Annotated in this window: 19 protein-coding genes; 2 read left to right on the forward strand and 17 right to left on the reverse strand. The window is 62.2% G+C overall.

Translation table 11 applies throughout. The annotated features are described in order from the left end of the window. Window positions 1-3: 3 nt before the first annotated feature. Both MMAR10_RS09845 and MMAR10_RS09850 read right to left on the reverse strand, forming a co-directional pair. A complete protein-coding gene (locus MMAR10_RS09845; RefSeq protein WP_011643830.1) occupies window positions 4-699 on the reverse strand; it encodes an SDR family oxidoreductase in 696 nt (231 codons plus the stop codon). 67 nt (window positions 700-766) lie between these two features. Then, window positions 767-1,588: a phytoene/squalene synthase family protein gene (locus MMAR10_RS09850; RefSeq protein WP_011643831.1), complete on the reverse strand. Its 822-nt coding sequence runs from the start codon at window positions 1,586-1,588 to the stop codon at window positions 767-769. A 105-nt stretch (window positions 1,589-1,693) separates the two neighbouring features. On the opposite strand from MMAR10_RS09850, the gene MMAR10_RS09855 reads away from it, so the two are divergent. After that, window positions 1,694-2,299 (forward strand): superoxide dismutase, encoded by a 606-nt coding sequence (locus tag MMAR10_RS09855; RefSeq protein WP_011643832.1) that lies wholly within the window; start codon window positions 1,694-1,696, stop codon window positions 2,297-2,299. Window positions 2,300-2,374: 75 nt separating this feature from the next. Next, entirely contained in the window at window positions 2,375-3,652 is a 1,278-nt protein-coding gene (locus MMAR10_RS09860) for a serine hydrolase domain-containing protein (RefSeq protein WP_011643833.1), read from the forward strand. Between the two features lie 186 nt (window positions 3,653-3,838). Here MMAR10_RS09860 and MMAR10_RS09865 read toward each other — a convergent pair whose 3' ends face one another. The 15 genes from MMAR10_RS09865 to MMAR10_RS09935 form a co-directional block, all read right to left on the reverse strand. Further along, a complete protein-coding gene (locus MMAR10_RS09865; protein WP_011643834.1) occupies window positions 3,839-4,447 on the reverse strand; it encodes a urate hydroxylase PuuD in 609 nt (202 codons plus the stop codon). Between the two features lie 104 nt (window positions 4,448-4,551). Beyond that, complete coding sequence (secF, locus tag MMAR10_RS09870) at window positions 4,552-5,496, reverse strand: protein translocase subunit SecF (protein WP_011643835.1); 945 nt, start codon at window positions 5,494-5,496, stop codon at window positions 4,552-4,554. A gap of 15 nt (window positions 5,497-5,511) precedes the next feature. After that, window positions 5,512-7,167, reverse strand: coding sequence for a protein translocase subunit SecD (secD, locus tag MMAR10_RS09875; RefSeq protein WP_011643836.1), 1,656 nt, complete (start codon window positions 7,165-7,167; stop codon window positions 5,512-5,514). Window positions 7,168-7,227: 60 nt separating this feature from the next. After that, complete coding sequence (gene yajC, locus MMAR10_RS09880) at window positions 7,228-7,569, reverse strand: preprotein translocase subunit YajC (RefSeq protein WP_011643837.1); 342 nt, start codon at window positions 7,567-7,569, stop codon at window positions 7,228-7,230. A gap of 169 nt (window positions 7,570-7,738) precedes the next feature. Beyond that, entirely contained in the window at window positions 7,739-8,674 is a 936-nt protein-coding gene (locus MMAR10_RS09885) for a M23 family metallopeptidase (RefSeq protein WP_190273911.1), read from the reverse strand. 128 nt (window positions 8,675-8,802) lie between these two features. Further along, on the reverse strand, window positions 8,803-9,189 hold the full coding sequence (locus MMAR10_RS09890; protein ID WP_011643839.1) for a hypothetical protein: 387 nt from the start codon (window positions 9,187-9,189) through the stop codon (window positions 8,803-8,805). A gap of 47 nt (window positions 9,190-9,236) precedes the next feature. Continuing rightward, window positions 9,237-9,878 carry a protein-L-isoaspartate(D-aspartate) O-methyltransferase gene (locus MMAR10_RS09895; protein WP_011643840.1) on the reverse strand — a complete coding sequence of 214 codons (642 nt, stop codon included), beginning with the start codon at window positions 9,876-9,878 and terminating at the stop codon, window positions 9,237-9,239. 30 nt (window positions 9,879-9,908) lie between these two features. After that, window positions 9,909-10,703, reverse strand: a complete 795-nt coding sequence (gene surE, locus MMAR10_RS09900; protein ID WP_011643841.1) for a 5'/3'-nucleotidase SurE — start codon at window positions 10,701-10,703, stop codon at window positions 9,909-9,911. Between the two features lie 162 nt (window positions 10,704-10,865). Next, complete coding sequence (locus MMAR10_RS09905) at window positions 10,866-16,751, reverse strand: VCBS domain-containing protein (RefSeq protein ID WP_190273912.1); 5,886 nt, start codon at window positions 16,749-16,751, stop codon at window positions 10,866-10,868. Window positions 16,752-17,063: 312 nt separating this feature from the next. Further along, on the reverse strand, window positions 17,064-18,341 hold the full coding sequence (gene serS / locus MMAR10_RS09910; protein ID WP_011643843.1) for a serine--tRNA ligase: 1,278 nt from the start codon (window positions 18,339-18,341) through the stop codon (window positions 17,064-17,066). Window positions 18,342-18,411: 70 nt separating this feature from the next. After that, on the reverse strand, window positions 18,412-19,227 hold the full coding sequence (gene tatC, locus MMAR10_RS09915; protein WP_011643844.1) for a twin-arginine translocase subunit TatC: 816 nt from the start codon (window positions 19,225-19,227) through the stop codon (window positions 18,412-18,414). A gap of 5 nt (window positions 19,228-19,232) precedes the next feature. Then, window positions 19,233-19,742 (reverse strand): Sec-independent protein translocase protein TatB, encoded by a 510-nt coding sequence (tatB, locus tag MMAR10_RS16240; RefSeq protein ID WP_011643845.1) that lies wholly within the window; start codon window positions 19,740-19,742, stop codon window positions 19,233-19,235. Window positions 19,743-19,745: 3 nt separating this feature from the next. Further along, window positions 19,746-19,970, reverse strand: coding sequence for a twin-arginine translocase TatA/TatE family subunit (locus MMAR10_RS09925; protein ID WP_011643846.1), 225 nt, complete (start codon window positions 19,968-19,970; stop codon window positions 19,746-19,748). A gap of 101 nt (window positions 19,971-20,071) precedes the next feature. Further along, window positions 20,072-20,881 carry an SMC-Scp complex subunit ScpB gene (gene scpB, locus MMAR10_RS09930; RefSeq protein WP_011643847.1) on the reverse strand — a complete coding sequence of 270 codons (810 nt, stop codon included), beginning with the start codon at window positions 20,879-20,881 and terminating at the stop codon, window positions 20,072-20,074. Further along, on the reverse strand, window positions 20,874-21,689 hold the full coding sequence (locus tag MMAR10_RS09935; RefSeq protein WP_011643848.1) for a segregation and condensation protein A: 816 nt from the start codon (window positions 21,687-21,689) through the stop codon (window positions 20,874-20,876). The genes scpB and MMAR10_RS09935 overlap by 8 nt, the downstream gene beginning before the upstream one ends. Between the last annotated feature and the right edge of the window lie 92 nt (window positions 21,690-21,781).

Below are 21,781 nucleotides of genomic sequence, written 5' to 3' on the forward strand. Positions count from 1 at the left end.
TGCCTACCAGGGCAGGTCCTGGCCGGACACGTGGTAGAAACGGCCGCTCATCACCGGATTGCCATAGGCACGGGCGATGAGGTCGAGCTGACCCGACACCGATTCCTGTACGGTGAGCTGGCCATTGGGGCCGCCCATGTCGGTTTTCACCCAGCCGGGGTGAAGCGTCAGCACGACAATGCCGCGATCCTTGAGATCAATGCTCAGCGATTTGCCGATGGCATTGAGGGCTGCCTTCGAAGCGCGATAGCCATAGCCACCGCCGCTGCCATTGTCGCGGATCGAGCCCATGCGGGATGATTGCAGGGCGATCACTTTCATTTCCGACGCGGCAACCTGATCAACAAAGGCCTCGACCAGCGCCAGCGGCGCGATGGAATTGACCTTGAACTCTTCCAGCATGGCGGCACCGGCGGCGCTGCCGAACTGGCGGGTCTCGGGTGCCATCTTGCCGGCATTGGCGAACAACAGGTCGACCGGACCGGTCACCGCTTTCGCGAGCGCCGCAGCGCTGTCCGGATCGGCCGCGTCATAGGCGTGCAGGTCCAGCTTGCCGTCACCGACGGGCAATGCGGCCAGCTCGGCAGCATCTCCGGGTGAGCGCACCGCAGCGCTGACATGCCAGCCACGCTCGAGCAATTGCCGGGCATGCTCCAGCCCCAGTCCGCGATTGGCTCCGGTGATCAGCGCGTGGTGCATGGGTCGTCTCCTTGGTTGCGCCCATGTTGAACGCGAGCGGGTGCGGGACGCAAGACCCTGCCGCTGTCTATCGACCGGTCAAAGCCAGCCAGGTCAGTCGCAGGCGGCGGCCGAGCGGGTTGAGGTCCGGTGCGATCTGGTACGGACCGGCCGGCAATCGGTCGAGATAGGTTGCAGCCAGACGGCAATAGCCAATCGCCGGCACAGCCTCGGCCGGCAAGGGCCCGGAGGACATAACGGTCTCGCAGGCAGCCCGGGCGGCCTCGATGACCGGTTGGCGTGCCGCTGCGATCTTCTCGCTTCCCAGACCCTGGGCCAGCATTGCGGGGGTGGCATCCTGGCGCGCCAACTCGTCGGCGCCCACCGGAGCCCGACCGATCCGGGCGCGCTGCGGGAAGGCCCGAAGCAGCCCGGTCAGCCCCCAGGCGCGCCCGGCCGCACGCATCAGCCCGGGCGAGACGCTGTCCGAGGCTCCCACCAGCCGCAAGGACAGGCGCACCAACACCCCCGCGGTGGCATCCACATGCGCCAGCACATCATCCAGGTCAGCAAAGGGGCGTGCCGAGATATCGTCAAAGCGGGCATCGATCAGCGGCATCAAATCAGACGGGCCGATCCGATCCCCCAGACGGGCCAGCCCTTCGGTCACCTCATGACGACGCACCTTGGGCGGGCTGGCGCCCAGATCGGTCACGGCATCACGCCACCAGATCAGCTTAATTTCACCGATCAGGCTTTCCGACGGCGAAAGGGCGACACGGGCCAGCTCGTGTTCAAGTCCGTAAAGTGCCAGCAACGCCGCTCGCTGGTCAGGTTGCGCAAACATGGCGCACAGATACCGATCCGGGTCCGCATTGCGCAGCAGGCTGTCGATTTCTGACCCCATCATGCGTCTCCCCGGTGGACATGGCCGCCAACCACACCATATGTGCGGGCATGAAAACGGCCCGCCGGGCCTTCATCCATCCCGACCACGTCACTGTAAGAGGTTTCCATGGCTTTCACCCTGCCCGATCTGCCCTACGCCAAGGATGCGCTGGCCCCCCATATCTCCTCCCAGACGCTCGATTTCCACCACGGGAAGCATCACAACGCCTATGTCGGCAAGCTGAACGGTCTGGTCGAGGGCACCGATCTGGCCGCCCTGTCCCTGGAAGACGTGATCAAGAAGACCGCCGGTAACAGCGCCAAGGCGGGTATTTTCAACAATGCCGCCCAGATCTGGAACCACACCTTCTACTGGCAGTCCATGCGCCCCAATGGTGGTGGAGCCCCGTCTGGCGACCTCGCCGCGATGATCGACCGTGACTTCGGATCGCTGGACGCCTTCAAGACAGCTTTTGCCGATGCCGGCGCAACGCAGTTCGGCTCCGGCTGGGCCTGGCTGGTTCTGGCCGGTGGCAAGCTGGAAGTCCGCAAGACGCTGAACGCCGAGACACCGCTCACCGAGGATGGCGTCACGCCGTTGCTGACCATGGATGTCTGGGAGCACGCCTACTATCTCGACTTCCAGAACCGTCGCCCGGACTACATCACGACCTTCCTCGACAAGCTCGTGAACTGGGAATTTGCGGCTGAAAACCTCGCCGCAGCCCAATAAGGCTCTCGTCAGAGCGCCGCTCGCGTCCTAACCTTCCCCTCGGTCGATAAACACATATCCCGAAGGGAAGGTTAGATGGCGTTCAAACAAGCCATGGCAGCGCTCGCGCTGGTCTCGACGGCCATGCTGGCCGTCACTGCGCCGCTCCAGGCGCAAGACATCCAGACTGTCGAAAACCCCGCGGCGCTGGGCTTTGATCCGGCTGCACTTTCTGCACTCGATGCTCGCCTGGACGCGTTGGCGACAGAAGGTGCGCGCCCCGGCTATGCGGCAATCATCGCCCGCGGTGACCGTATCGCCTACACATCCGAGGCTGGCGAAGCCGACCTTACCAATCACATACCTTTCACCGTCGACACCCCGGTCCGCATCGCCTCGATGACCAAGCCGGTCACGGCCATGGCCATCATGATGCTGGTCGAGCGCGGCGAGATATCCCTGGACGATCCGGTCAGCGACTACATTCCGGCCTTCGCCGATGTCCGTGTCGCCGTCTCGCCGATGGCCAATGAGGCCGGCGAAATCGAGACCCGCGCCCCCGATGCCGTGATGACCATCGAGCACCTGCTCACCCATACGGCAGGGCTTGGCTATATCTTCGAGGCCGAGAGCGATCTCGGTCAGCTCTATCTGGAGAATTCGCTCTATTCCGGCGAGGGTGACCTTGCCGCCCGCATCGACCGCCTTGCCGCCCTGCCGCTCTACAATGATCCCGGCGATGTCTGGCAGTATTCCTACGGGCTGGACGTGGCCGGACGGGTCATCGAGGTGGTCAGCGGCATGCCGCTCAACACCTTCCTGGAAAGCGAGATCTTCACGCCGCTGGGCATGAACTCGACCGGTTTCTTTTTCAGCGATGTCGATTTCGATGAAGCCGGGCTGGCGCCGCTCTATGTGCATGATGAGAACGGCAGCATGGTCTATTACGAGTTCGGCAGTCCGGACTGGCCGTCCGGCGGCGGCGGACTGGTCTCGACGGCGTCGGACTATATCCGCTTTGCGATGTTGCTCGCCAATGGCGGCGCGCTGGGCGATGTCCAGCTGATCACGCCGGAGACCTTTGCCATCCTCGCCAGGCCGCACGTCACGGCCGACCAGACCGGCGACTGGGGTGGTCGCAGCTTCGCACTGGGCATGGATGTCGTCCTGCCACCGGTTGAAGACCAGCAGCCGGCCGGTGTGCCGGGCGATCTCAGCTGGGGCGGATTTTTCGACACCGATTTCTTCGTCAGCCCGGCGACGGGTACGGCAGCGGTGATCATGACCCAGATCCAGCCGTCCCAATACCGGCCCGAGCCGCGCACGCTGCGGATTTTCCGGCCGATGGTGTATGCCAGTTTCGCCTTCGACTGACGCCTGAAAATATTTTTCAGGCACGGGCGACGGAAAGGCGCTGCCAGGTGCGTTACAGACAGGCAACGGGCCGCAACCCCTCCCTACCTCGCGGGCTCGGATGCTCACGTACCCCCCGAACGTGAACAGGGCCCGCCGGTTATCGGCGGGCCCTGAACGTTTCAGGTCAACATTGGCGGCCTTGTGCTAGCCAAAGACCGTCTGCGCCATGGCCATCGCGATCAGCATCGGGAAGGACAAGAGCGTGTTGGTGCGCGAGAACAGCATCGCCGTGCGGGCTGCTTTCGGCTTGGCGTCGGCCTCGGCCTCGACCATGCCCAGCGCGATTTTCTGGTTGGGCCAGATCACGAACCAGACATTGGCCGCCATGATGATCGCCAGCCACATGCCGATACCGATGAAGGAATACTGCGGCGAGTAAACATCAGCCGCCAAGCCAAGGCTCAGTACTTCCATCGAGTAACCCCGCAGCCCGGCAACCGTCAGGCCCGTCAGGACCGTGAAGGCCGCACCCCATCGGAACCAGAACAGGGCAGCCGGCGCGATTACCTTGCCGATGGCCGGTTTCTGGTCATCCGGAATATTGGGCATGTTCGGAATCTGCACGAAGTTGAAGTACCAGAGCAGTCCGATCCACATGATGCCGGAGACCACATGGGTCCAGCGGGCAAATGCCTGCCAGAAAGCACCGTCAAGCGCGATTCCGCCGGTTGCCACATAGGCGCACAGATAAATCGCGCTGAGTACGAAAGACACGATCACAGTCGTGCGTAGATTGCTGAGAATTGCAGCCATTATAATCCCTCCCCAATGTCAGAATCAGTCTGTCATCGGGGAGAAATTACGGCTTATTCGCGTCTCAGGATAGTCCGGCCGGGTTTGCACCCGGCCGGACCTGATCAGCTGTCATTGCTTTCGCGCTGGACATTGGTGAACAAGAGGATCGGCGCGGCGACGAAGATCGACGAGAAGGTACCGATCATCACGCCCCAGATCATCGCGAAGGCGAAGCCCTTCAGGGCCGTGCCACCGATCAGGTAGAGCGAGATCAGCGCCACCAGCGTCGTCACGGAGGTCAGGATGGTCCGTGACAGCGTGTCATTGATCGACAGGTCGAGGACTTCCTGAAGCGGCTTGCGCTTGTACTTGCGCAGGTTTTCGCGGATCCGGTCATAGACCACCACGGTGTCGTTCATCGAGTAGCCGACAATGGTCAGGATGGCCGCGACCGTGGCCAGGTCAAACGTCATCTGGGTCAGCGAGAACATGCCGATCGTGGCGATGACGTCATGGGTCAGGGCGACAATGGCGCCAACCGAATACTGCCACTCGAAGCGGAACCAGATGTAGACCAGCATCAGGAAGAGCGCGATACCAATGGCAGTAAATCCGGTCACGATCAGCTCGCCCGAGACGGCGCCGCCGATCACTGTCGTGCCGCGCATCTGGATATCCGGGAAGGTCGTCGTCAGTGCCGCTTCCAGCGCCTGTCGAGCCGTGTTCTGCGCCGCTTCACCTTCCAGCCCCTCGCCCGCCTGCAGCGGCAGGGAGATGAGATAGGTGGTGCGGTCATCGCCGACCGAGCCGGCGCCCTGGACGCGCGCCTCCCCGAGATCGAGGCCGTTCGCGGTTGACCGCAGATCCTCGATCGAGGTGGTGTTCAGCGCCGTGACTTCGGTCTGGATACCACCGCGAAAATCAATGCCGAAATTGATGCCGACGGTGGCGAACTCGAACATCGAGAACAGGATGAACAGGCCGGATACCGCGAGGGCGATCCAGCGAGCGCGGATGAAGGGGATCTTGCCGGAGGTCGGCAGGTATTTGACGAGTGCGAGGGTCATGTTCGTTTCCTCCCCTTAAAGCGGCAGCTTTTTGGGCTTGAACGCCCGCAACCAGAGAACCGCCAGGAGGCGGGAGACGACGAAGGCCGTAAAGACCGAGGTGATGATGCCGATACCCAGCGTCACCGCGAAACCCCGCACCGGACCGGCACCGAGCATGTAGAGCACGGCAGCAGCGATGAAGGTGGTGATATTGGCGTCGAGAATGGCCGCCAAGGCTCGCTCGTAGCCAGCCTGTAGAGCCTGCACCGGGGTGCGATTGTTCAACACCTCCTCGCGGATCCGCTCATAGATCAGCACATTGGCGTCCACCGCCATGCCGATCGTCAGGATGATACCGGCAATACCCGGCAGGGTCAGCGTCATGCCAAGCCCCGACAGGCCGCCCAGGATGAGGACGACATTGACCAGAAGCGCCATGGTCGAGAACAGGCCGAACACGCCATACATGGCAACCATGAAGACGATGACCAGGGCGAAACCGATCATGATGGCCAGCTTGCCGCTTTCCACCTGGTCCTGACCCAGCGTACCGGTAACGACCCGTTGCTCGACCGGCGTCAGCGAGGCCGGCAGGGCACCGGCATTGAGCAGGATCACGAGCTGGTTGGCCGTCTCATAGGTGTAGCTGCCGCCGATCACCCCGGACCCTGACAGGATCGGTTCGTTGATCGTCGGTGCGGTGATGATTTCATTGTCGAGCACAATGGCAAAACGACGGCCACGATTGGCCCGGGTCAGCTCGCCGAAAATCAGGGCGCCCTGCGTGTCGAGCCGGAAGCCGACCACGGGTCCCACATAGCTCGGATGGGTTGTGACATTGGAACTGTTGAGGTTCTCACCGGTCAGGCGCTGGCGTGTCTCGACGGCCAGCCATTGGGTGCCGCCGGTATCGGCCATCGGATAGACCGTCACGCCCGGCGGTGTACGTGCCTGGCCATTGGGGCCCGGATCGACATTCTCGTCGACCATGTGGAAGCTCATCGCCGCCTGTGTTCCGACCAGGTCGATGATCTCCTGCGGATCATCGGCACCCGGCACCTGCACCAGGACCCGGCGGTCGCCGGAGCGGGCGATGGTCGGGTCGGTGGTGCCCAGCCCGTCGAGACGGCGACGGATCACCGTGATCGACTGTTCCAGTGTGCGGTTGCGGATGGATTCATACTGCTGCGAGGTCACCGAGATCCGGATCGCCGACGGGTCAGACGGGTCCGCACCGATATCATACATGTTGGACAGACCGACCTGACCGATCCCGGTGGTGACCGGCGCATTGAGCTCACGGATCCGCTCCAGCGCAGTATCGCGCTCTTCCGGGCGGACCAGCAGAACGACGACTTCATCCCCGATTACAGCGACCGAGCGGGCCAGAACCGGCGGCGCATCGCGCAGCGTGGTGCGGATGTCGGAGGCCAGCGTTTCCAGCTGGGCGTCGCGCACCTCGTCCATGTCGACCTCAAAGACGATGTGCGAACCGCCCTGCAGGTCGAGGCCCAGATTGATCGTCCCGGCCGGGATGAAACGCCAGATGCCCTTGGGCGTCGCCGTACCATCCACCTCATTGATCGTGAACCGGTCTTCTTCCGGCACGAAATTGGGAATGGTGTACATCACGCCGAGCAGCGTGATGAGGAATATGGAAAGCAGTTTCCAACGCCCGAAATGCAGCATGTCAGCGCGGCCTCTTGGTCAGGGACGATCAGGGACGATCAGGGATGACGGGCAATCGGCTCAGCCGATTTCCTTGTCGTCCTTCTTGGCGTCTTTCTTGGTATCCGACTTGGCGTCATTGGCCGGCTTGGGCGCGGTGCGGCCCTTCACATCGGCAATGGTCGAGCGGACGATACGGACTTTCACGCCTTCACCGATGTCGAGGGTGACTTCCTCGTCGGAGACCTTGGCGATCTTGCCGATCATGCCGCCCTGGGTGATGACTTCGTCACCGCGCTTGAGGCCGCCAATCAGTTCCTTGTGCTCTTTCATCCGCTTTTGTTGCGGACGGATGAGCAGGAAATAGAAGACCAGGCCCATGAGGACGAGCATCGGGATCGGGGATTGAAGAAATTCTTGCATGAAGAAGCGCGCTCCGCGGCTGCTGGGTGCGTAACGCAACATGATTGCGTCGGCGCCCGGAAATTCGAATGCGCGGGACTATATCGGCACGGGCCTTGGTTGCAACAAGGGTCGGCTGTTGGATCAGGCTGCATCTGTGTGCGCAAAGGCACACCCGGCCCATCCGCGGTCAGCGCAGATAGGACATCGGGTCGACCGGGTTCACACCGGAGCGGATCTCGAAATGGACCTGCGGGCGGTCCACCGTACCGGTCGCACCGGCCTGGGCGATGACCTGGCCGCGGCTGACCTGGTCGCCTTCGCGCACCAGAAGCCGGGAATTATGGGCATAGGCCGTTACAAAGCCGCCGGAATGGCGGACCAGTACCAGCTGGCCATAGCCGGCCAGCTCGCTGCCGGCATAGACAACCTGGCCAGGCGCCGACGCGCGCACATCGGCACCGGCGGCCGCTTCGATATTGATACCGTCATTGCGCTCGCCATTGGGACGACGACCGAAACTGGCCAGGACCGAACCGCGAACCGGCCAGTCAAAGCTGGGCGCTCCGGCCTCGGCCGGCGGCGGCGTATAGCGGTCCCTGTTCGACGATGTCGTTGGTGCGCGCGAAGACCCACCCGACGATGTACTGGCGACCCGGGCGCCATTGGGCAGGCGAATTTGTTGCCCGACCTCGATCTCGAACGGTGCGCCGATGCCATTATGATTGGCAAGCTGCTGGAAAGGCACGCCATATCGCAGGCCTATCCGGTACAGATTCTCGCCACGCTGGACCACATGAACCGGCGGCCGCGGCATCGAAATGGTCTGCCCGACGCGCAGCGTATAGGGCGCATTGAGACCATTGGTGCTGGCCAGGTCCGACATGCCGACGCCGCAACGCTCGGCAATCTCGGACAGGGTGTCATTGGTCCGCACGGTATAGCCGGAGCCACAATTCATCGTGCCGCGTTGGGGTGAACGCGAGGACGACGAAGACGAAGATGTGTTGGATCCATTGCCGAAACTGCGATAGTCGACCCGGGCCGGCTCACGCGGATTGGTCGCACAGGCCGCAAGGCTCGCACTCACCACCGCAACGAGGCAGATCAGGGACGTGACACGCATTTCAGGCTCGACCTCCGACAGGATTTCCGCGGCCATCAAGCCAGAGAAGGCTTAACCGGCGGTTATCCACACGACGCCCTGCCCGTTCCTGATGCAGAATTAATGTGAACCTTGGCGATCCCGCCGGATCAGCGTGAGCTGTCCGCCAATTGCGCAAGGCACCAGGCGCGGGCATCGGCCGCGCTTTCGGATGTCGTGAAGCAGGCCCCCCATTCATCCAGAAGGCCCTGGATCATTGCCTGGCGCTCCGCATTGTCATGTCCGACCGGTGGCACATAGGCAAAGGGGCACTCCCCGATTTCGGCGAGGAAATCTTCCCAAATCTCGCGGGAAAAGCTTTGCCGGGTCGGCAATTCGGCGGCGGAGGCATCAATGACCACGCCACGCGCCTGCCCCGACCGGACCTGCGCCGCGACCCGTCTGGTAAATACGGCATGATCCGTTCGCGTCGGCAGACCGGTCAAAGTCAGAAAGACCAACCGGTCTGTCTCAAGGTGTTCGTACTTGACGCCCATCGCCGCACTCTAGCACATTTCGCCGAGATCACCGCTTACAATGCGCGTTACAAAGCGCGCGCCTCGCCCTTTACCAGCGGCACGAACCGCACATCCATCAGATCGGTTTCGGTGATGTCATCGCCATGCCGGGCATAACGCACGAGGACCTGTCGGTTTTCCCGGTCGACCGGGGCCACGGCAATGCCACCATCCTTGAGCTGTTCGAGAATGACGTCGGGACGTGTTGGCGCGGAGGCTGTCAGGATGATGCGGTCAAATGGTGCCTGTTCGGGCCAGCCCTGGGTGCCATCCCCGATCCGGGTGACGATATTGGTCAATCGCATCGCTTCGAAGCGAGCCTCGGCCTCACGTGACAGGGTGCGATACCGCTCGACCGAATAGACCCGCCGCGCCAGGCGCGCCAGGACGGCGGCCTGATAGCCCGAGCCGGTACCGATCTCGAGCACCTTGCAGCGATCATCCAGTTTCAGCGCCTGGGTCATCAGGGCCACGATCAGCGGCTGCGAGATGGTCTGGCCGCAATCGATCGGCAGGGCCCGGTCATCATAGGCCTGGTCGCCAAAACGCTGCGGCACGAACAGATGGCGTGGCGTGCGTTCCAGCGCGCCCATGACCTTGGCATCGGTCACACCACCGCCACGCAGGCTCATCACGAGCTGGATCATGCGGGGATCTGGCAATTGCATGCGCGGCAACCCTCCGGGCGTGGCCTTGAATCAGGACTTGGGCGGCACGCCGCCAAGCATGCGCTTCAGATTGCCCAGCGTCTCGCCATGGGTGAGGTCCATGTGCAGCGGCGTGACCGAAATCTTGCCGTCATAGATCGCGCGCAGATCGACCCCGTCCGGCGGATTGGACAACAGGCCCTTGAAGGCCAGCCAGTAATAATCCATCCCGCGCGGATCGACCCGGTGTTCAGCATGCAGGATATGCTGGTCACGGCGACCCTGGCGGGTGACCTCGACCTCTTCGACATCGCCTGGCTTGCGGTCCGGGAAGTTGATGTTGATGAGCACATCGTCCGGCCATTTCAGATCGAACAGGCGACGCAGGATCGGCGCGCCATACATCTCTGCCGTTTCCCACTGGATCGGGTCGTCCTTGCCAAAGCCATAGGCCTGCGACAGCGCCACCGACGGAATGCCCAGCTGCATGCCCTGCATGGCGCCGGCCACCGTGCCGGAAAAAGTCACATCCTCGGCAATGTTCTGGCCGCGATTGACGCCGGACAGGACGAGGTCGGGCTGCTTGCCCGGGATCAGGTCCTGGATGCCCATCAGCACACAATCGGTCGGCGTGCCCGACACCGACATGCGGCGCTCGTCAAAACGGCGCACCCGCAACGGATCATGCAGCGACAGCGACCGCCCGGCCCCGGACTGCTCCTCGGCCGGCGCCACGATCCAGACATCGTCGGACAACTGGCGCGCGATCTTCTCGAGCACTTTGAGCCCATGGGCTCGAATGCCGTCATCATTGGTCAGGAGGATGCGGGGGTTTTCAGGGATCATGATCAACCGGTCGATTGCTGGCTTTTGCTTCGGCCTGCTTTCTAAACCAATTCTGCCCGCCCGCCAGTCCCCGAACGCGGTCCGGTCCGGCCCGGGCATGCATCAGGCGGCCCTTGGGCAGGACCGCCTGAGCATTCGACAGACATGTTGATACAACGGCGCCTACCAGCCTTCGGGCACTTCTGGCAGGGGCATGGTCAAAGCCGCATCATCTTGAGGCAGGCCGAACGCATCCAGACCGGGCAAGTCGAATGCATCTGCCTGACCAAGCGCGGGCTGCACGCTGTCGACTTCCATTGCAGTGTCATCGGCTTCCGTGAGGCTGGCGAACTGCACCGCCCCCCGGAAATTGGTGACGTCGAACACCCGTTCAAAGGCGAAATCCGCCACATCTGCCGCTGTGATGACGGTCAGCGCGTCTTCGTGTGACAGGGTGACCAGTCCGTCGGTCGACCCGGCGTCCCCATCCGTCAGCGTGTCGGCGACCGGGACCTTGGCGACATCGATCACCTCGCCCTTCGAGAAGACCCGAGCCTCCATGGCCGCGCCCTCGTCGCGGCCTTCGACCTCAATTACGGCAATTGCCGCCGTACGCGGGCCGCTGACCTCGACAGAGAAGCTATCGAGCGTCGACGTGCCGGTCTGGTTGTCGGTGAAATTGAGGCCGTCAAAGGTGAAGCTGACCTGGCGCGGACCGTCGACGGTTTCGATCGTGCCTGTCCAGCTGATCATGGCGTCGCTGATTGTGTCGGCAAAGTTCAGCCACACCCCGTCTTCATACAATGTGCCCGAATAGCCGGAAATCTCGAATCCGGCCGGATCAATCACGCTGGCCACGCCATCGACATAAGCGGTGGCAGCAATGACATAATCGGCATTGTTGCCATTGAAATGGAAAACGACGCCATTGGCCGGAACGGCGAAGGGCTCGGCCGAATTGCCGCTGCCGCGAGCCTCCTGGACGGTCTGGCCACTGTCCAGATCAACCACGAACCAACGCCCGGCATTGCCGATCGTCGGAATACTGTCCGCCCCGCCCGTGATGACCGTGTCGGCATGGCCAATACCATAACTCACCGTCAGTGTTTCCAACTCACCGGCATCAAGATCACCGAACTGGGCGGGATCGATAACCATCTCACCGGTCAGCGCATCAACGGAAAAATCGACCGTGCGACCGGACGCCGTCGTGACGACGACACCGGTAACCGCCATGTCATCACCTTCCGGATCGCTGGCATTGGCGAACAGATCGACCAGCAATGGCGCTGCGTCTTCGTGCGTCGCCACAGCAATGTCCGCGCTCACCATCGGCAGATCATTCTGCCCCGTGATGGTGATGGTGACCGGGGCAGTCACGCTGTCATGCCCGTCGGAGATTTCGACCTCATAGGTCAGCGTGACGTTCTCACCCGTCGACAGGTAGGCGAAGAGTGTGGAGTCCGACGCGAAAGACCAGTCGACCGACGCGTCCGGGCGGGAGCCGTCAAAACTCAGCAGGCCCAGGACATCGGCTTCAGTCAGCCCACCGACATCGCCGGCAAGGCTGACGCTGAGCGTGGCCCCCGTGTGCTCGTCGCTGGCATCCGGATCCCAGATCCCGATCACGCCACTCGCTTCAAGCTGCCCAGCGTTGCCAGTGTCGGCAGTCGCGTCCAGCGAGGAGTTCCACGGCTCGAAATAGGGCGCATCATTCTGCCCGATGATCGTGAAATTGAATTCGCGCGGCAGCACCCCGCCATCACTGTCTTCGAGGTTGAAGCTGATGGTCAGCGTTTCGGTTTCGCCCTCGGCCAGGTCTTCATACTGGCCATAGGGGAAGGAGACCGTACCGGCCTCATAGTCCACATTGGCCACGACAACGCGGTCGGGATTGTCGGTATGGGCCGTGACATCGGTGACGACCACCGTGTCGCTGTCGACGTCCTGGACGCTGGCGAGAAGATTGACCCACAGCGGTTCGCTTTCACCGAACGAGATCGTGAAGTCGACAAAGCTGGGCAGGTCATTCGACCCTTCAATCGTGATCGAGACCGTCGTCTGGCCACCCTCACGGCCATCGGTCACCTCGACATCATAGGTCAGGGTGACGCTCTCGCCTTCCTGCAGGTAGTCGAACAGGCTGCTGTCGGCATTGAAGGTCCAGCCCAGCGCGCCGCCAGAGGCATAGTCGTCCAGGCGCAGCAGGCCATAAAGGTCATAGATGTTGAAGTCGCCGACCGTGCCCGTCTGGGTGACATTGTTGATAGAGCCGTAGTGCTGATCGCTGGCATCAACATCGTCGAATACGATCGAGCCACCGGTCGTCAGGACCGGCGCGTCATTCTCGTCGACCGTGCCTTCGAGTGTGGAGTTCCACGGCTCGATATAAGGAGCGTCGTTCGACCCGATCACCGTGAAGTGCATTTCAGCCGGCACGACTCCGCCATCGCCGTCATCAATCGTGTAGCTGATGGTCAGGATCTCGCTCTCGCCCTCGGCGAGGTCCTCATACTGGCCATAAGGGAAACGCACCGTCCCTTCTGCCAGATTGACATCAAGTGCGACGACCCGGTCCGGATTGTCGGTATAGGCAACCACATCCGAAATTGTCACCGCATCGCTGTCGACGTCCTGGACGCCAGACAGAAGGTTGACCCACAGCGACGTGCTTTCATCGATCTGATGGCCGAAGTCGATGAAGGTCGGCAGATCATTCGTACCTTCGATGGTGATCGACACGGTTGTCTGGCCATCTTCGCGGCCATCGCTGACTGCGACGTCATAGGTCAGGGTGATGCTCTCACCCTCCTGCAGATAGTCGAACAGGCCGCTATCGGCATTGAAGGTCCAGCCCAGCGCGCCGCCCGAGGCATAGTCGTCCAGGCGCAGCAGGCCAAAAAGGTCGTATATGTTGAAGTCACCGACCGTGCCCGTCTGGGTGACATTGTTGATGTAGCCGTAGTGCTGATCGCTGGCATCAACATCATCGAACACAATAGTGCCTCCGGTCGTCAGGACCGGCGCGTCATTCTCGTCGACCGTGCCTTCGAGTGTGGAGTTCCACGGCTCGATATAGGGCGCATCATTCTGCCCGATCACGGTGAAGTTAAGCTCACACGGGACGACGCCGCCATCACCATCATCAACGTTAAAGCGGATGGTCAGGGTCTCTGTCTCGCCCGCGGCCAGGTCTTCATACTGGCCATAGGGGAAGGTCACCGTGCCATCGGCATAATTGACGTTCGCCACGACCACCCGGTCGGGATTATTCGTCATGGCGACAACATCAGTGACTGTCAGCGTGTCACTGTCGACATCCTGGACACTGGCCAGAAGATTGACCCACAGCGGCTCGCTCTCGCCCAGGGAGAATGAGTAGCCGTTGAAGACCGGAAGATCATTCGTACCTTCGATGGTGATCGACACGGTTGTCTGGCCACCCTCGCGGCCGTCGCTGACCTCGACATCATAGGTCAGGGTGACGCTCTCACCCTCTTGCAGATAATCGAACAATCCGCTGTCGGCGTTGAAGGTCCAGCCCAGCGCGCCGCCAGAGGCATAGTCGTCCAGACGCAGGAGGCCGTACAGACTACCCGGATTGAGATTTCCTGCCTCACCCGACAGAGACACATTGTTGATATAGCCATAGTGCTGGTCACTGGCGTCAACATCGTCGTACACGATCGAACCGGCCGAGAACAGGCTTACTGCATCATTCTCATCGACCGTTCCCTCAAGCGAGGAGTTCCATGGTTCGATGTAAGGCGCATCATTCTGCCCGATCACCGTAAAGCTCAGCTCGCGAGCCACCACACCGCCATCGCCGTCATCCAGGTTGAAGCTGATGGTCAGGATTTCGGTTTCGCCTTCGGCCAGATCTTCATACTGGCCATAGGGGAAGGTCACCGTACCGTCGACATAGTTGACGTTGGCTGTGACCACTCGGTCCGGATTGTTGGTCGAGGCGACCACATCGGTGACGATCACCGTGTCACTGTCGACGTCCTGGACGCCGGACAGAAGATTGACCCACAGCGGCTCGCTCTCGCCCAGTGACAGGGTGAAGTCGACGAAGGTCGGCAGGTCGTTCGTGCCTTCAACCACGAAGGTCGCGGTATTGGTGGTCAGGCCACCATTATTGTCGCCGACCACATAGGTGATGGTCACCGTCTCGGTCTCACCGGCCTGAAGATCGGTGAACTGGTTAAGGTCGAGCCGCACCGCGTCGTAATTGTTCGGGTCGAGGCCCCAGCTGATCGTCCGGTCCGGATTGGACGAGGCGACTGATTGGATCTCCTCGATGCCGATCACGTCATTGGTATCGATATCGCTCGCCGTCGACATCAGATCGACCGAGATAAAGCCGCCATCTTCACTCTGGGTGCCCATGTCGATCGGCACCACGTTCGGGGCGTCATTCTCGCCAACGATGGTAAAGCTCAGCTCGCGAGCCACCACGCCGCCATCGCCGTCATCCAGGTTGAAGCTGATGGTCAGGATTTCGGTTTCGCCTTCGGCCAGATCTTCGTACTGGCCATAGGGGAAGGTCACCGTACCGTCGACATAGTTGACGTTGGCTGTGACCACTCGGTCCGGATTGTTGGTCGAGGCGACCACATCGGTGACGATCACCGTGTCACTGTCGACGTCCTGGACGCCGGACAGAAGATTGACCCACAGCGGCTCGCTCTCGCCCAGTGACAGGGTGAAGTCGACGAAGGTCGGCAGGTCGTTCGTGCCTTCAACCACGAAGGTCGCGGTATTGGTGGTCAGGCCACCATTATTGTCGCCGACCACATAGGTGATGGTCACCGTCTCGGTCTCACCGGCCTGAAGATCGGTGAACTGGTTAAGGTCGAGCCGCACCGCGTCGTAATTGTTCGGGTCGAGGCCCCAGCTGATCGTCCGGTCCGGATTGGACGAGGCGACCGACTGGATCTCCTCGATGCCGATCACGTCGCCATTGGCTGTGGCCAACAGATCGACGGAGATGAAGCCGTCATCCTCATTCTGCGCGCCCAGATCGATCGCCGTGATCAGGGGCTCGTCATCGATACCGGTGATCGTGACCGCTATTATTCCGGTCGTCGTGTCCGTGCCGTCCGTGGCGGTGTAGGTCAGCGTGACCTCGACGCTCTCGCCTTCGGTCAGATGGTCATAGGTAGCGCCCGGCATGAGCGAAACCTCGCCGCTGGCGGCATCAAAGCTGACCGTCCCGGCGAAATCCCCGGCATCGACCGACAGGAGCGAAATCGCGTCGCCATCAAAGTCAAACGCGCCGTCGAGAACATTGACGATGACCGCAATGTCGTTCTCGCTGATCGTGGCCGCCTGGTCTTCGACCATCGGGCCGTTATTGCGCCCGTCCAGATAGACCGTCCCATCGTCGAACTGGATGGCCTCGACACCCTCCAGCGTGTCGCGGCCGTCCGCGCCCCGGACTTCCGCCTGATTGCTGTCACCCGTGACCTGTGCATCGCGAACGCTGCCACCATAGACGAGCGTGTCATGCCCCTGACCACCAATAATGGTGTCCCGACCCGCACCGCCGGACAGGATGTCGTCACCATCGCCGCCGAGCAGTGTGTCTCTGCCGGCACCGCCGGACAGGAAGTCGTCACCCGCATCACCGGAGACGCGGTCATTGCCGGCACCACCATCAATGACATCATTGCCGTCGCCGCCGTTCAAGGTGTCCCCGCCGCGGCCACCGCTGATCTGGTCGTCACCGCTGCCACCGAGGACAAAATCTCTGCCGCGCCCGCCGGAAATCACATCATTTCCGCTGCCGCCGGACAGGAAGTCATTGCCCGCATCGCCGCTGATATCGTCATCGCCGGCCCCGCCAAGGACGAAATCATGGCCGCCACCGCCCGAGATGACATCATCGCCGCCCAGTCCGAGGATCAGATCATTGCCGCCGCGCCCGTCAATGATGTCGTCGCGACCGGTACCGAACAGGAGGTCACCGCGCCCGGAGCCATCAATGTCGATGCCCGGATTGGCCGGCGCCGCGGCGTTGGCTGCCGACTGTCGTGCCTGGTTGTTTGATTTTTTCGTCGCCATGATCATCCGTCGCCTGGGCGACGCCCCCGATTGTTAACGATGCGCTAACGCAAAATTATCGGCGAACGGTCGGGGAAAGGGGCAGCGACAACAATCGCCCATATGGGTGGTTCGGGGTCCAAAGCTCGGCCGAAGGGCTGCGAGAGATTGAGATACCTGATTATAATCAATTTATTACGAGAATGTCCGAAATAAAATTCGGACAAAGTCCGTCGAAGCGACGCCGACGACCCTCCTGTCGGGAGAGCTGCGCGAACCACCAGATTGCAAGGCGGGAAATTGGAGTGGCGCATCGCCACTCCAAGGTCAGGCTCAGCCTTCGATACGCTCAACACCGCCCATATAGGGACGCAGCGCGGCGGGGATGGTGATCGACCCGTCCTCATTCTGGTGGTTTTCCAGCACGGCAACGAGGGCGCGGCCGACGGCGACGCCTGAACCGTTGAGCGTGTGCAGGAAGGCGGGACGTTTTTCGCCCTCCTTGCGGAAACGGGCATCCATCCGGCGGGCCTGGAAATCGCCGCAGGTCGAGCAGGACGAGATCTCGCGATAGCAATCCTGGCTGGGCATCCAGACTTCCAGGTCATAGGTGCGGCGGGCGGCAAAACCCATATCACCGGTGCACAGCTTCATGACGCGGTAGGGCAATTCCAGCAACTGCAGCACCTTTTCGGCGCAACCGGTCATGCGCTCCAGCTCGGCATCGCTCTCGTCCGGCGTGACGATGGAGACCATTTCCACCTTCTGGAACTGGTGCAGGCGGATCATGCCGCGCGTGTCGCGACCGGCCGAGCCGGCTTCCGAACGGAAGCACGGTGTATAGGCCGTCATGCGCATCGGCAGGTCGGCCTCGGCGTGGATGGTCTCGCGGGCCAGATTGGTCAGCGGGACTTCAGCCGTGGGGATCAGCCAGTGATCATCCGTGGTGCGGAACAGGTCTTCGGCGAATTTCGGCAATTGGCCGGTTCCGAACACCGCCTCATCGCGCACCATGTAGGGCGGACTGACCTCTTCATAGCCGTGCTCGGTGGTGTGCAGATCCAGCATGAATTGCGCCAGCGCGCGCTCCAGACGAGCCAGCCCGCCACGCAGGGCGACAAAGCGCGAGCCCGAAATCTCGGCCGCTTTCTTGAAGTCCATCTGACCGAGGCTTTCACCCAGATCAACATGATCGCGCGGCGTGAACGCCATCGTCCGCGGCTCGCCCCAGCGGCGCTCTTCGACATTGTCGGCCTCGTCAGCCCCTTGCGGCACATCCGCATGCGGCAGGTTCGGCAGCGCTGCGAGGTGCTGGTTCAGAACCTCGTCGAAATGACGCGCCTGCTGACCGGACTCCTCGAGCACAGCCTTCAGGCGGTCGACTTCGCTGCGCAGGCGGTTGAACTCGGCCTCGTCGCCGCTGGCCTTGGCCTTGCCGATCTGTTTGGACAGCGCATTGCGCTCGGTCTCGGCATCCTGCTGCTTGCCCAGCGCTTCGCGGCGGGAGGCATCAAGCTCGATCAGGGTCGCGGATTGGGCCGGCAGTCCACGCATGGCGAGGCCAGCGTCGAATGCGTCGGGATTGTCGCGGATGAGCTTGATGTCATGCATGGGTCTGATCCGGTTGCAATGAAATAACGAGGCCGGGCTATAGCCCTGCCCGCGCGCGCCGTAAACCGGATCAGTCCTCTTGCGTGTCGTCCGCCCGGTCGTCGGAGGACTGCATGAGATGCATGCCGCCGATCGAGATGAAGTAGAGCAGCAGCAGCGCGCCGCCGAGCATGATCTGGGAAATCGGATCCGGCGGCGTGGCAAAGGCCGCAAACAGGGCAATCCCGACCACCGCAAAACGCCAGCCCTTCAGCAGGGTCTTCGCCTTGAGGATGCCGGCCTTGGCCAGCAGCATCAGGAAAACCGGCATCTGGAAGGAGATTCCGAAGACCAGCATCAGCGTGGTGATGAGGTTCATATAGTCGGAGACATTGAGCAGAAGCTCGATGCGCGTGCCGACCAGCTCGGCGGATTGCTCCTGCCCCAGCGAGAAACGCATCACCATGGGCAGGACCAGGAAGTAGACAAAGCTGACCCCCACCCCGAAGAGAACTGGCGACATGGCCAGGAAGGGGGCAAAGGCGCCGCGCTCATTCTTGTACAGGCCCGGTGCGACGAAGCCGTAAATCTGCCAGGCGATGACCGGGAAGATGATGATCACCGAGCCGACCAGGGAGAGTTTCAGCCGGACAAAGAAGAATTCCAGCGGGGCGAAGAAATTGGCCGTCAGGTCCAATTCCTCGACCGGGACACCGCGCACGATGGAGGCCGCATCCCGGTAAGGCAGCAGCAGCCACTGGTAGAGCGTCTCGGAAAAGATGAAGCAGCCGATGAAGCCGACCAGCAAAAATCCCATGATCACAACCAGGCGCGAGCGCAGCTCGATCAGGTGCTCGATCAGCGGCGCCCGGCTCGCCTCGACTTCATCATGCTCGATTTCAGCCATCCGGCTCAGCGTCCCTTGATTTCGTCGACCGGCTTGGCAGGCGTGGTTTCGACCGGCGCCGCCCGCTCTGTCTCATCCGCACTGGCAGCGGCGTCGGCTCGCGCGTCAGCTTCCGGCGTCGTGCTTTGCGGTCCTTCGCTGTCGAGGGCGGCCAGTTTCGCCGCCTTGGCGGCCTTGTCAGCGTCGGTTTCCGCCTGGTTCTGCTCGACATGTTTCAGCTTCAGGGCGCGAATGTCGTCGTCCTGCGTGCCGCGGGCCGCCTTGTCCAACTCACCATGGATCTGGTTTATCGGATTGGCCTGTTTGAGCGCGTCGATTTCACGACGCAGCTCGGACAGTTCGGTCTCACGGCCGATTTCCTCGAAACTGTTCTGGAAATCCTTCGCCATGGCGCGGGCCTGGGCCATCATCTGGCCGACCTTGCGCATCATGACAGGCAATTGCTGCGGACCGACCACGACCAGTGCGAGGACCAGGACCACCAGCAATTCCGGCATGCCGATGCCGGGGCTCATCGCCTAGCTCCCGGTCTTTTCGTCTTCGCGGGTCTCGGTGTTGAGCGCGCCGGTCGGCGTGTCGGATTCCGAAGTTTCGCTCTCGCCTTCATCATCCTTCAGCCCCTTGCGGAAGCTGGTAATGCCCTTGGCGAAATCGCCCATGACCGACGCGATCTTTCCGCGACCGCCAAACAGCAGCACCGCGAGAAGGACTACGAGAAGAATTTGCCACATGCCGGGAGCCATTTGCCCCTCCGTCTGAACCTTGCCAATTGGGTCTACTGCGTTTGCCGGGCCTCGTCCAACCCGTCAATCAGACAGCAGGACGATTGATCGCACGCGAACGGCTAGGTCGCTCCGTCCGGATCATCATCCCCATCCATGAAGTCGACATGGAAGGCATGGGCCTCCTCGTCACTGAGCGGGTCTTCCAGCAGGTCCGGTTCGACACTGCGCGACGGGTCCGGCACCGAAAAATCGGGCGGCAGGCGCGCATCGAGCAGGCCGGCGGCCTTCAGGTCGGACATGCCGGGCAGATCGCCGATCGATTGCAGGGAGAAATACTCCATGAATCCCTGGGTCGTGCCGTAGGTGACCGGGCGTCCCGGCGTGCGACGACGCCCGCGCGGCCGCACCCAGCGCAGCTCGAACAAAAGGTCGAGCGTGCCGCGCGACACGGCGACACCGCGGATTTCCTCGATCTCGGCACGCGTCACCGGCTGGTGATAGGCGATGATCGACAGGGTCTCCAGCGCCGCTTGCGACAGCTTTCGCGGCTCCTGCTTGACCTCGACCAGCACGTCGGCGAGATCCGGCGCGGTCTCGAACCGCCAGCGGCCGCCCACTTCGGACAGGTGCACGCCGCGTTCGGCATATTCATCACGCAACTTGCCCAGCAGGTCCTGGATGTTCGCTTCCAGTGGCAGGCGTCCGATAAGGGTTTCCTCGTCCAGCGGCTCGGCAGCCGCAAACAGCAAAGCCTCGAGGATGCGCAGATTGCGACGTTCGGTATTGACGGCGAGATGGACGCCCAGGGCTTCGGACGCTTCCGCATCGGCGGCGACATTGGGGCCCTGATGGGCGGCACGTTCGCGCAGGGCCGAGATCGCGCTGGTGATCGCGTCGGCCGGTTCGTCCGTTGTCGTTTCGTCAGTCATCTGTCGCGCCCTCTTCCCCCGAAAGCGACCGCACATACAGCGGCGCATAGGCTTCCTGCTGGCGCAATCGTGCATGGCCCTCCTTGGTGATTTCAAGTGCGGCCAGCATCGAACTGGCCCGCACCGAACGCATCGGAGGAGGGTTGGCGCCCAGCTCCCCGGCTCCGGGAAGCAGGCTGTCCAGGTCCCGCCAGTCACTGAGTTGCGGCATCAGTGTTTCAAGACGGTCCCTTGCAGTTTCCAGGCCATAAACCTTCGGCGTCGGGGGCCGGTAAACAGACTTGGCCTGCTTGACCCGGCGGCTGGAATAGGCCGACAGAAGATCGTGCAAATCGGCCTCATAGACCACCGACCGCGTCGCCCGAACGCCCTCCGGCATGCCGCGGACATGGATGTTGGTGGCCAGCAAGGGCCGCGCGAACAATGCATCGGCCGCCGCGCGCATGGCTTCCAGCCGGCGCAGTCGGAAAGCCAGCGCTGCCGCGAGCACTTCAGCGGGCTGGTCATCGTCTTCCTTGGGCGGCTTGGGCAGGAGGAGTTTCGATTTGAGAAAGGCCAGCCAGGCCGCCATCACAAGATAGTCGGCCGCCAGGTCGAGGCGCTTTTTCCGCGCCGCCTCCATGAACAGCAGATACTGGTCGGCCAGGTCGAGGATGGAGATCTTCGCAAGATCGATCTTGCGCTTGCGCGCCAGGGCGAGGAGCAGGTGAAGCGGTCCCCCGAATCCATCAAGGTCGACGACGAGCGCGTCGGTCTCGGCGTTCTCGGCGGCTTCAAACCGCACGTCTTCCTCGAAGTCCTCGCTCACCTCAATTCCTCGCTCAGGACACGACCTCGCTCAGCTTGCGACCTCGCTCAGGCTTTCTCCCCTTGGATCAACCTGGCGTGGACAGCGCGCCA

This window comes from Maricaulis maris MCS10 (assembly GCF_000014745.1).
GTDB lineage: Bacteria > Pseudomonadota > Alphaproteobacteria > Caulobacterales > Maricaulaceae > Maricaulis > Maricaulis maris_A.

Bases quoted from the DNA above. Each gene is read 5' to 3' on its own strand.
- MMAR10_RS09845 (WP_011643830.1), bottom strand. From the start codon at position 699: ATGCACCACGCGCTGATCACCGGAGCCAATCGCGGACTGGGGCTGGAG.
- MMAR10_RS09850 (WP_011643831.1), bottom strand. From the start codon at position 1,588: ATGATGGGGTCAGAAATCGACAGCCTGCTGCGCAATGCGGACCCGGAT.
- MMAR10_RS09855 (WP_011643832.1), top strand. From the start codon at position 1,694: ATGGCTTTCACCCTGCCCGATCTGCCCTACGCCAAGGATGCGCTGGCC.
- MMAR10_RS09860 (WP_011643833.1), top strand. From the start codon at position 2,375: ATGGCGTTCAAACAAGCCATGGCAGCGCTCGCGCTGGTCTCGACGGCC.
- MMAR10_RS09865 (WP_011643834.1), bottom strand. From the start codon at position 4,447: ATGGCTGCAATTCTCAGCAATCTACGCACGACTGTGATCGTGTCTTTC.
- secF (WP_011643835.1), bottom strand. From the start codon at position 5,496: ATGACCCTCGCACTCGTCAAATACCTGCCGACCTCCGGCAAGATCCCC.
- secD (WP_011643836.1), bottom strand. From the start codon at position 7,167: ATGCTGCATTTCGGGCGTTGGAAACTGCTTTCCATATTCCTCATCACG.
- yajC (WP_011643837.1), bottom strand. From the start codon at position 7,569: ATGCAAGAATTTCTTCAATCCCCGATCCCGATGCTCGTCCTCATGGGC.
- MMAR10_RS09885 (WP_190273911.1), bottom strand. From the start codon at position 8,674: ATGCGTGTCACGTCCCTGATCTGCCTCGTTGCGGTGGTGAGTGCGAGC.
- MMAR10_RS09890 (WP_011643839.1), bottom strand. From the start codon at position 9,189: ATGGGCGTCAAGTACGAACACCTTGAGACAGACCGGTTGGTCTTTCTG.
- MMAR10_RS09895 (WP_011643840.1), bottom strand. From the start codon at position 9,878: ATGCAATTGCCAGATCCCCGCATGATCCAGCTCGTGATGAGCCTGCGT.
- surE (WP_011643841.1), bottom strand. From the start codon at position 10,703: ATGATCCCTGAAAACCCCCGCATCCTCCTGACCAATGATGACGGCATT.
- MMAR10_RS09905 (WP_190273912.1), bottom strand. From the start codon at position 16,751: ATGGCGACGAAAAAATCAAACAACCAGGCACGACAGTCGGCAGCCAAC.
- serS (WP_011643843.1), bottom strand. From the start codon at position 18,341: ATGCATGACATCAAGCTCATCCGCGACAATCCCGACGCATTCGACGCT.
- tatC (WP_011643844.1), bottom strand. From the start codon at position 19,227: ATGGCTGAAATCGAGCATGATGAAGTCGAGGCGAGCCGGGCGCCGCTG.
- tatB (WP_011643845.1), bottom strand. From the start codon at position 19,742: ATGAGCCCCGGCATCGGCATGCCGGAATTGCTGGTGGTCCTGGTCCTC.
- MMAR10_RS09925 (WP_011643846.1), bottom strand. From the start codon at position 19,970: ATGGCTCCCGGCATGTGGCAAATTCTTCTCGTAGTCCTTCTCGCGGTG.
- scpB (WP_011643847.1), bottom strand. From the start codon at position 20,881: ATGACTGACGAAACGACAACGGACGAACCGGCCGACGCGATCACCAGC.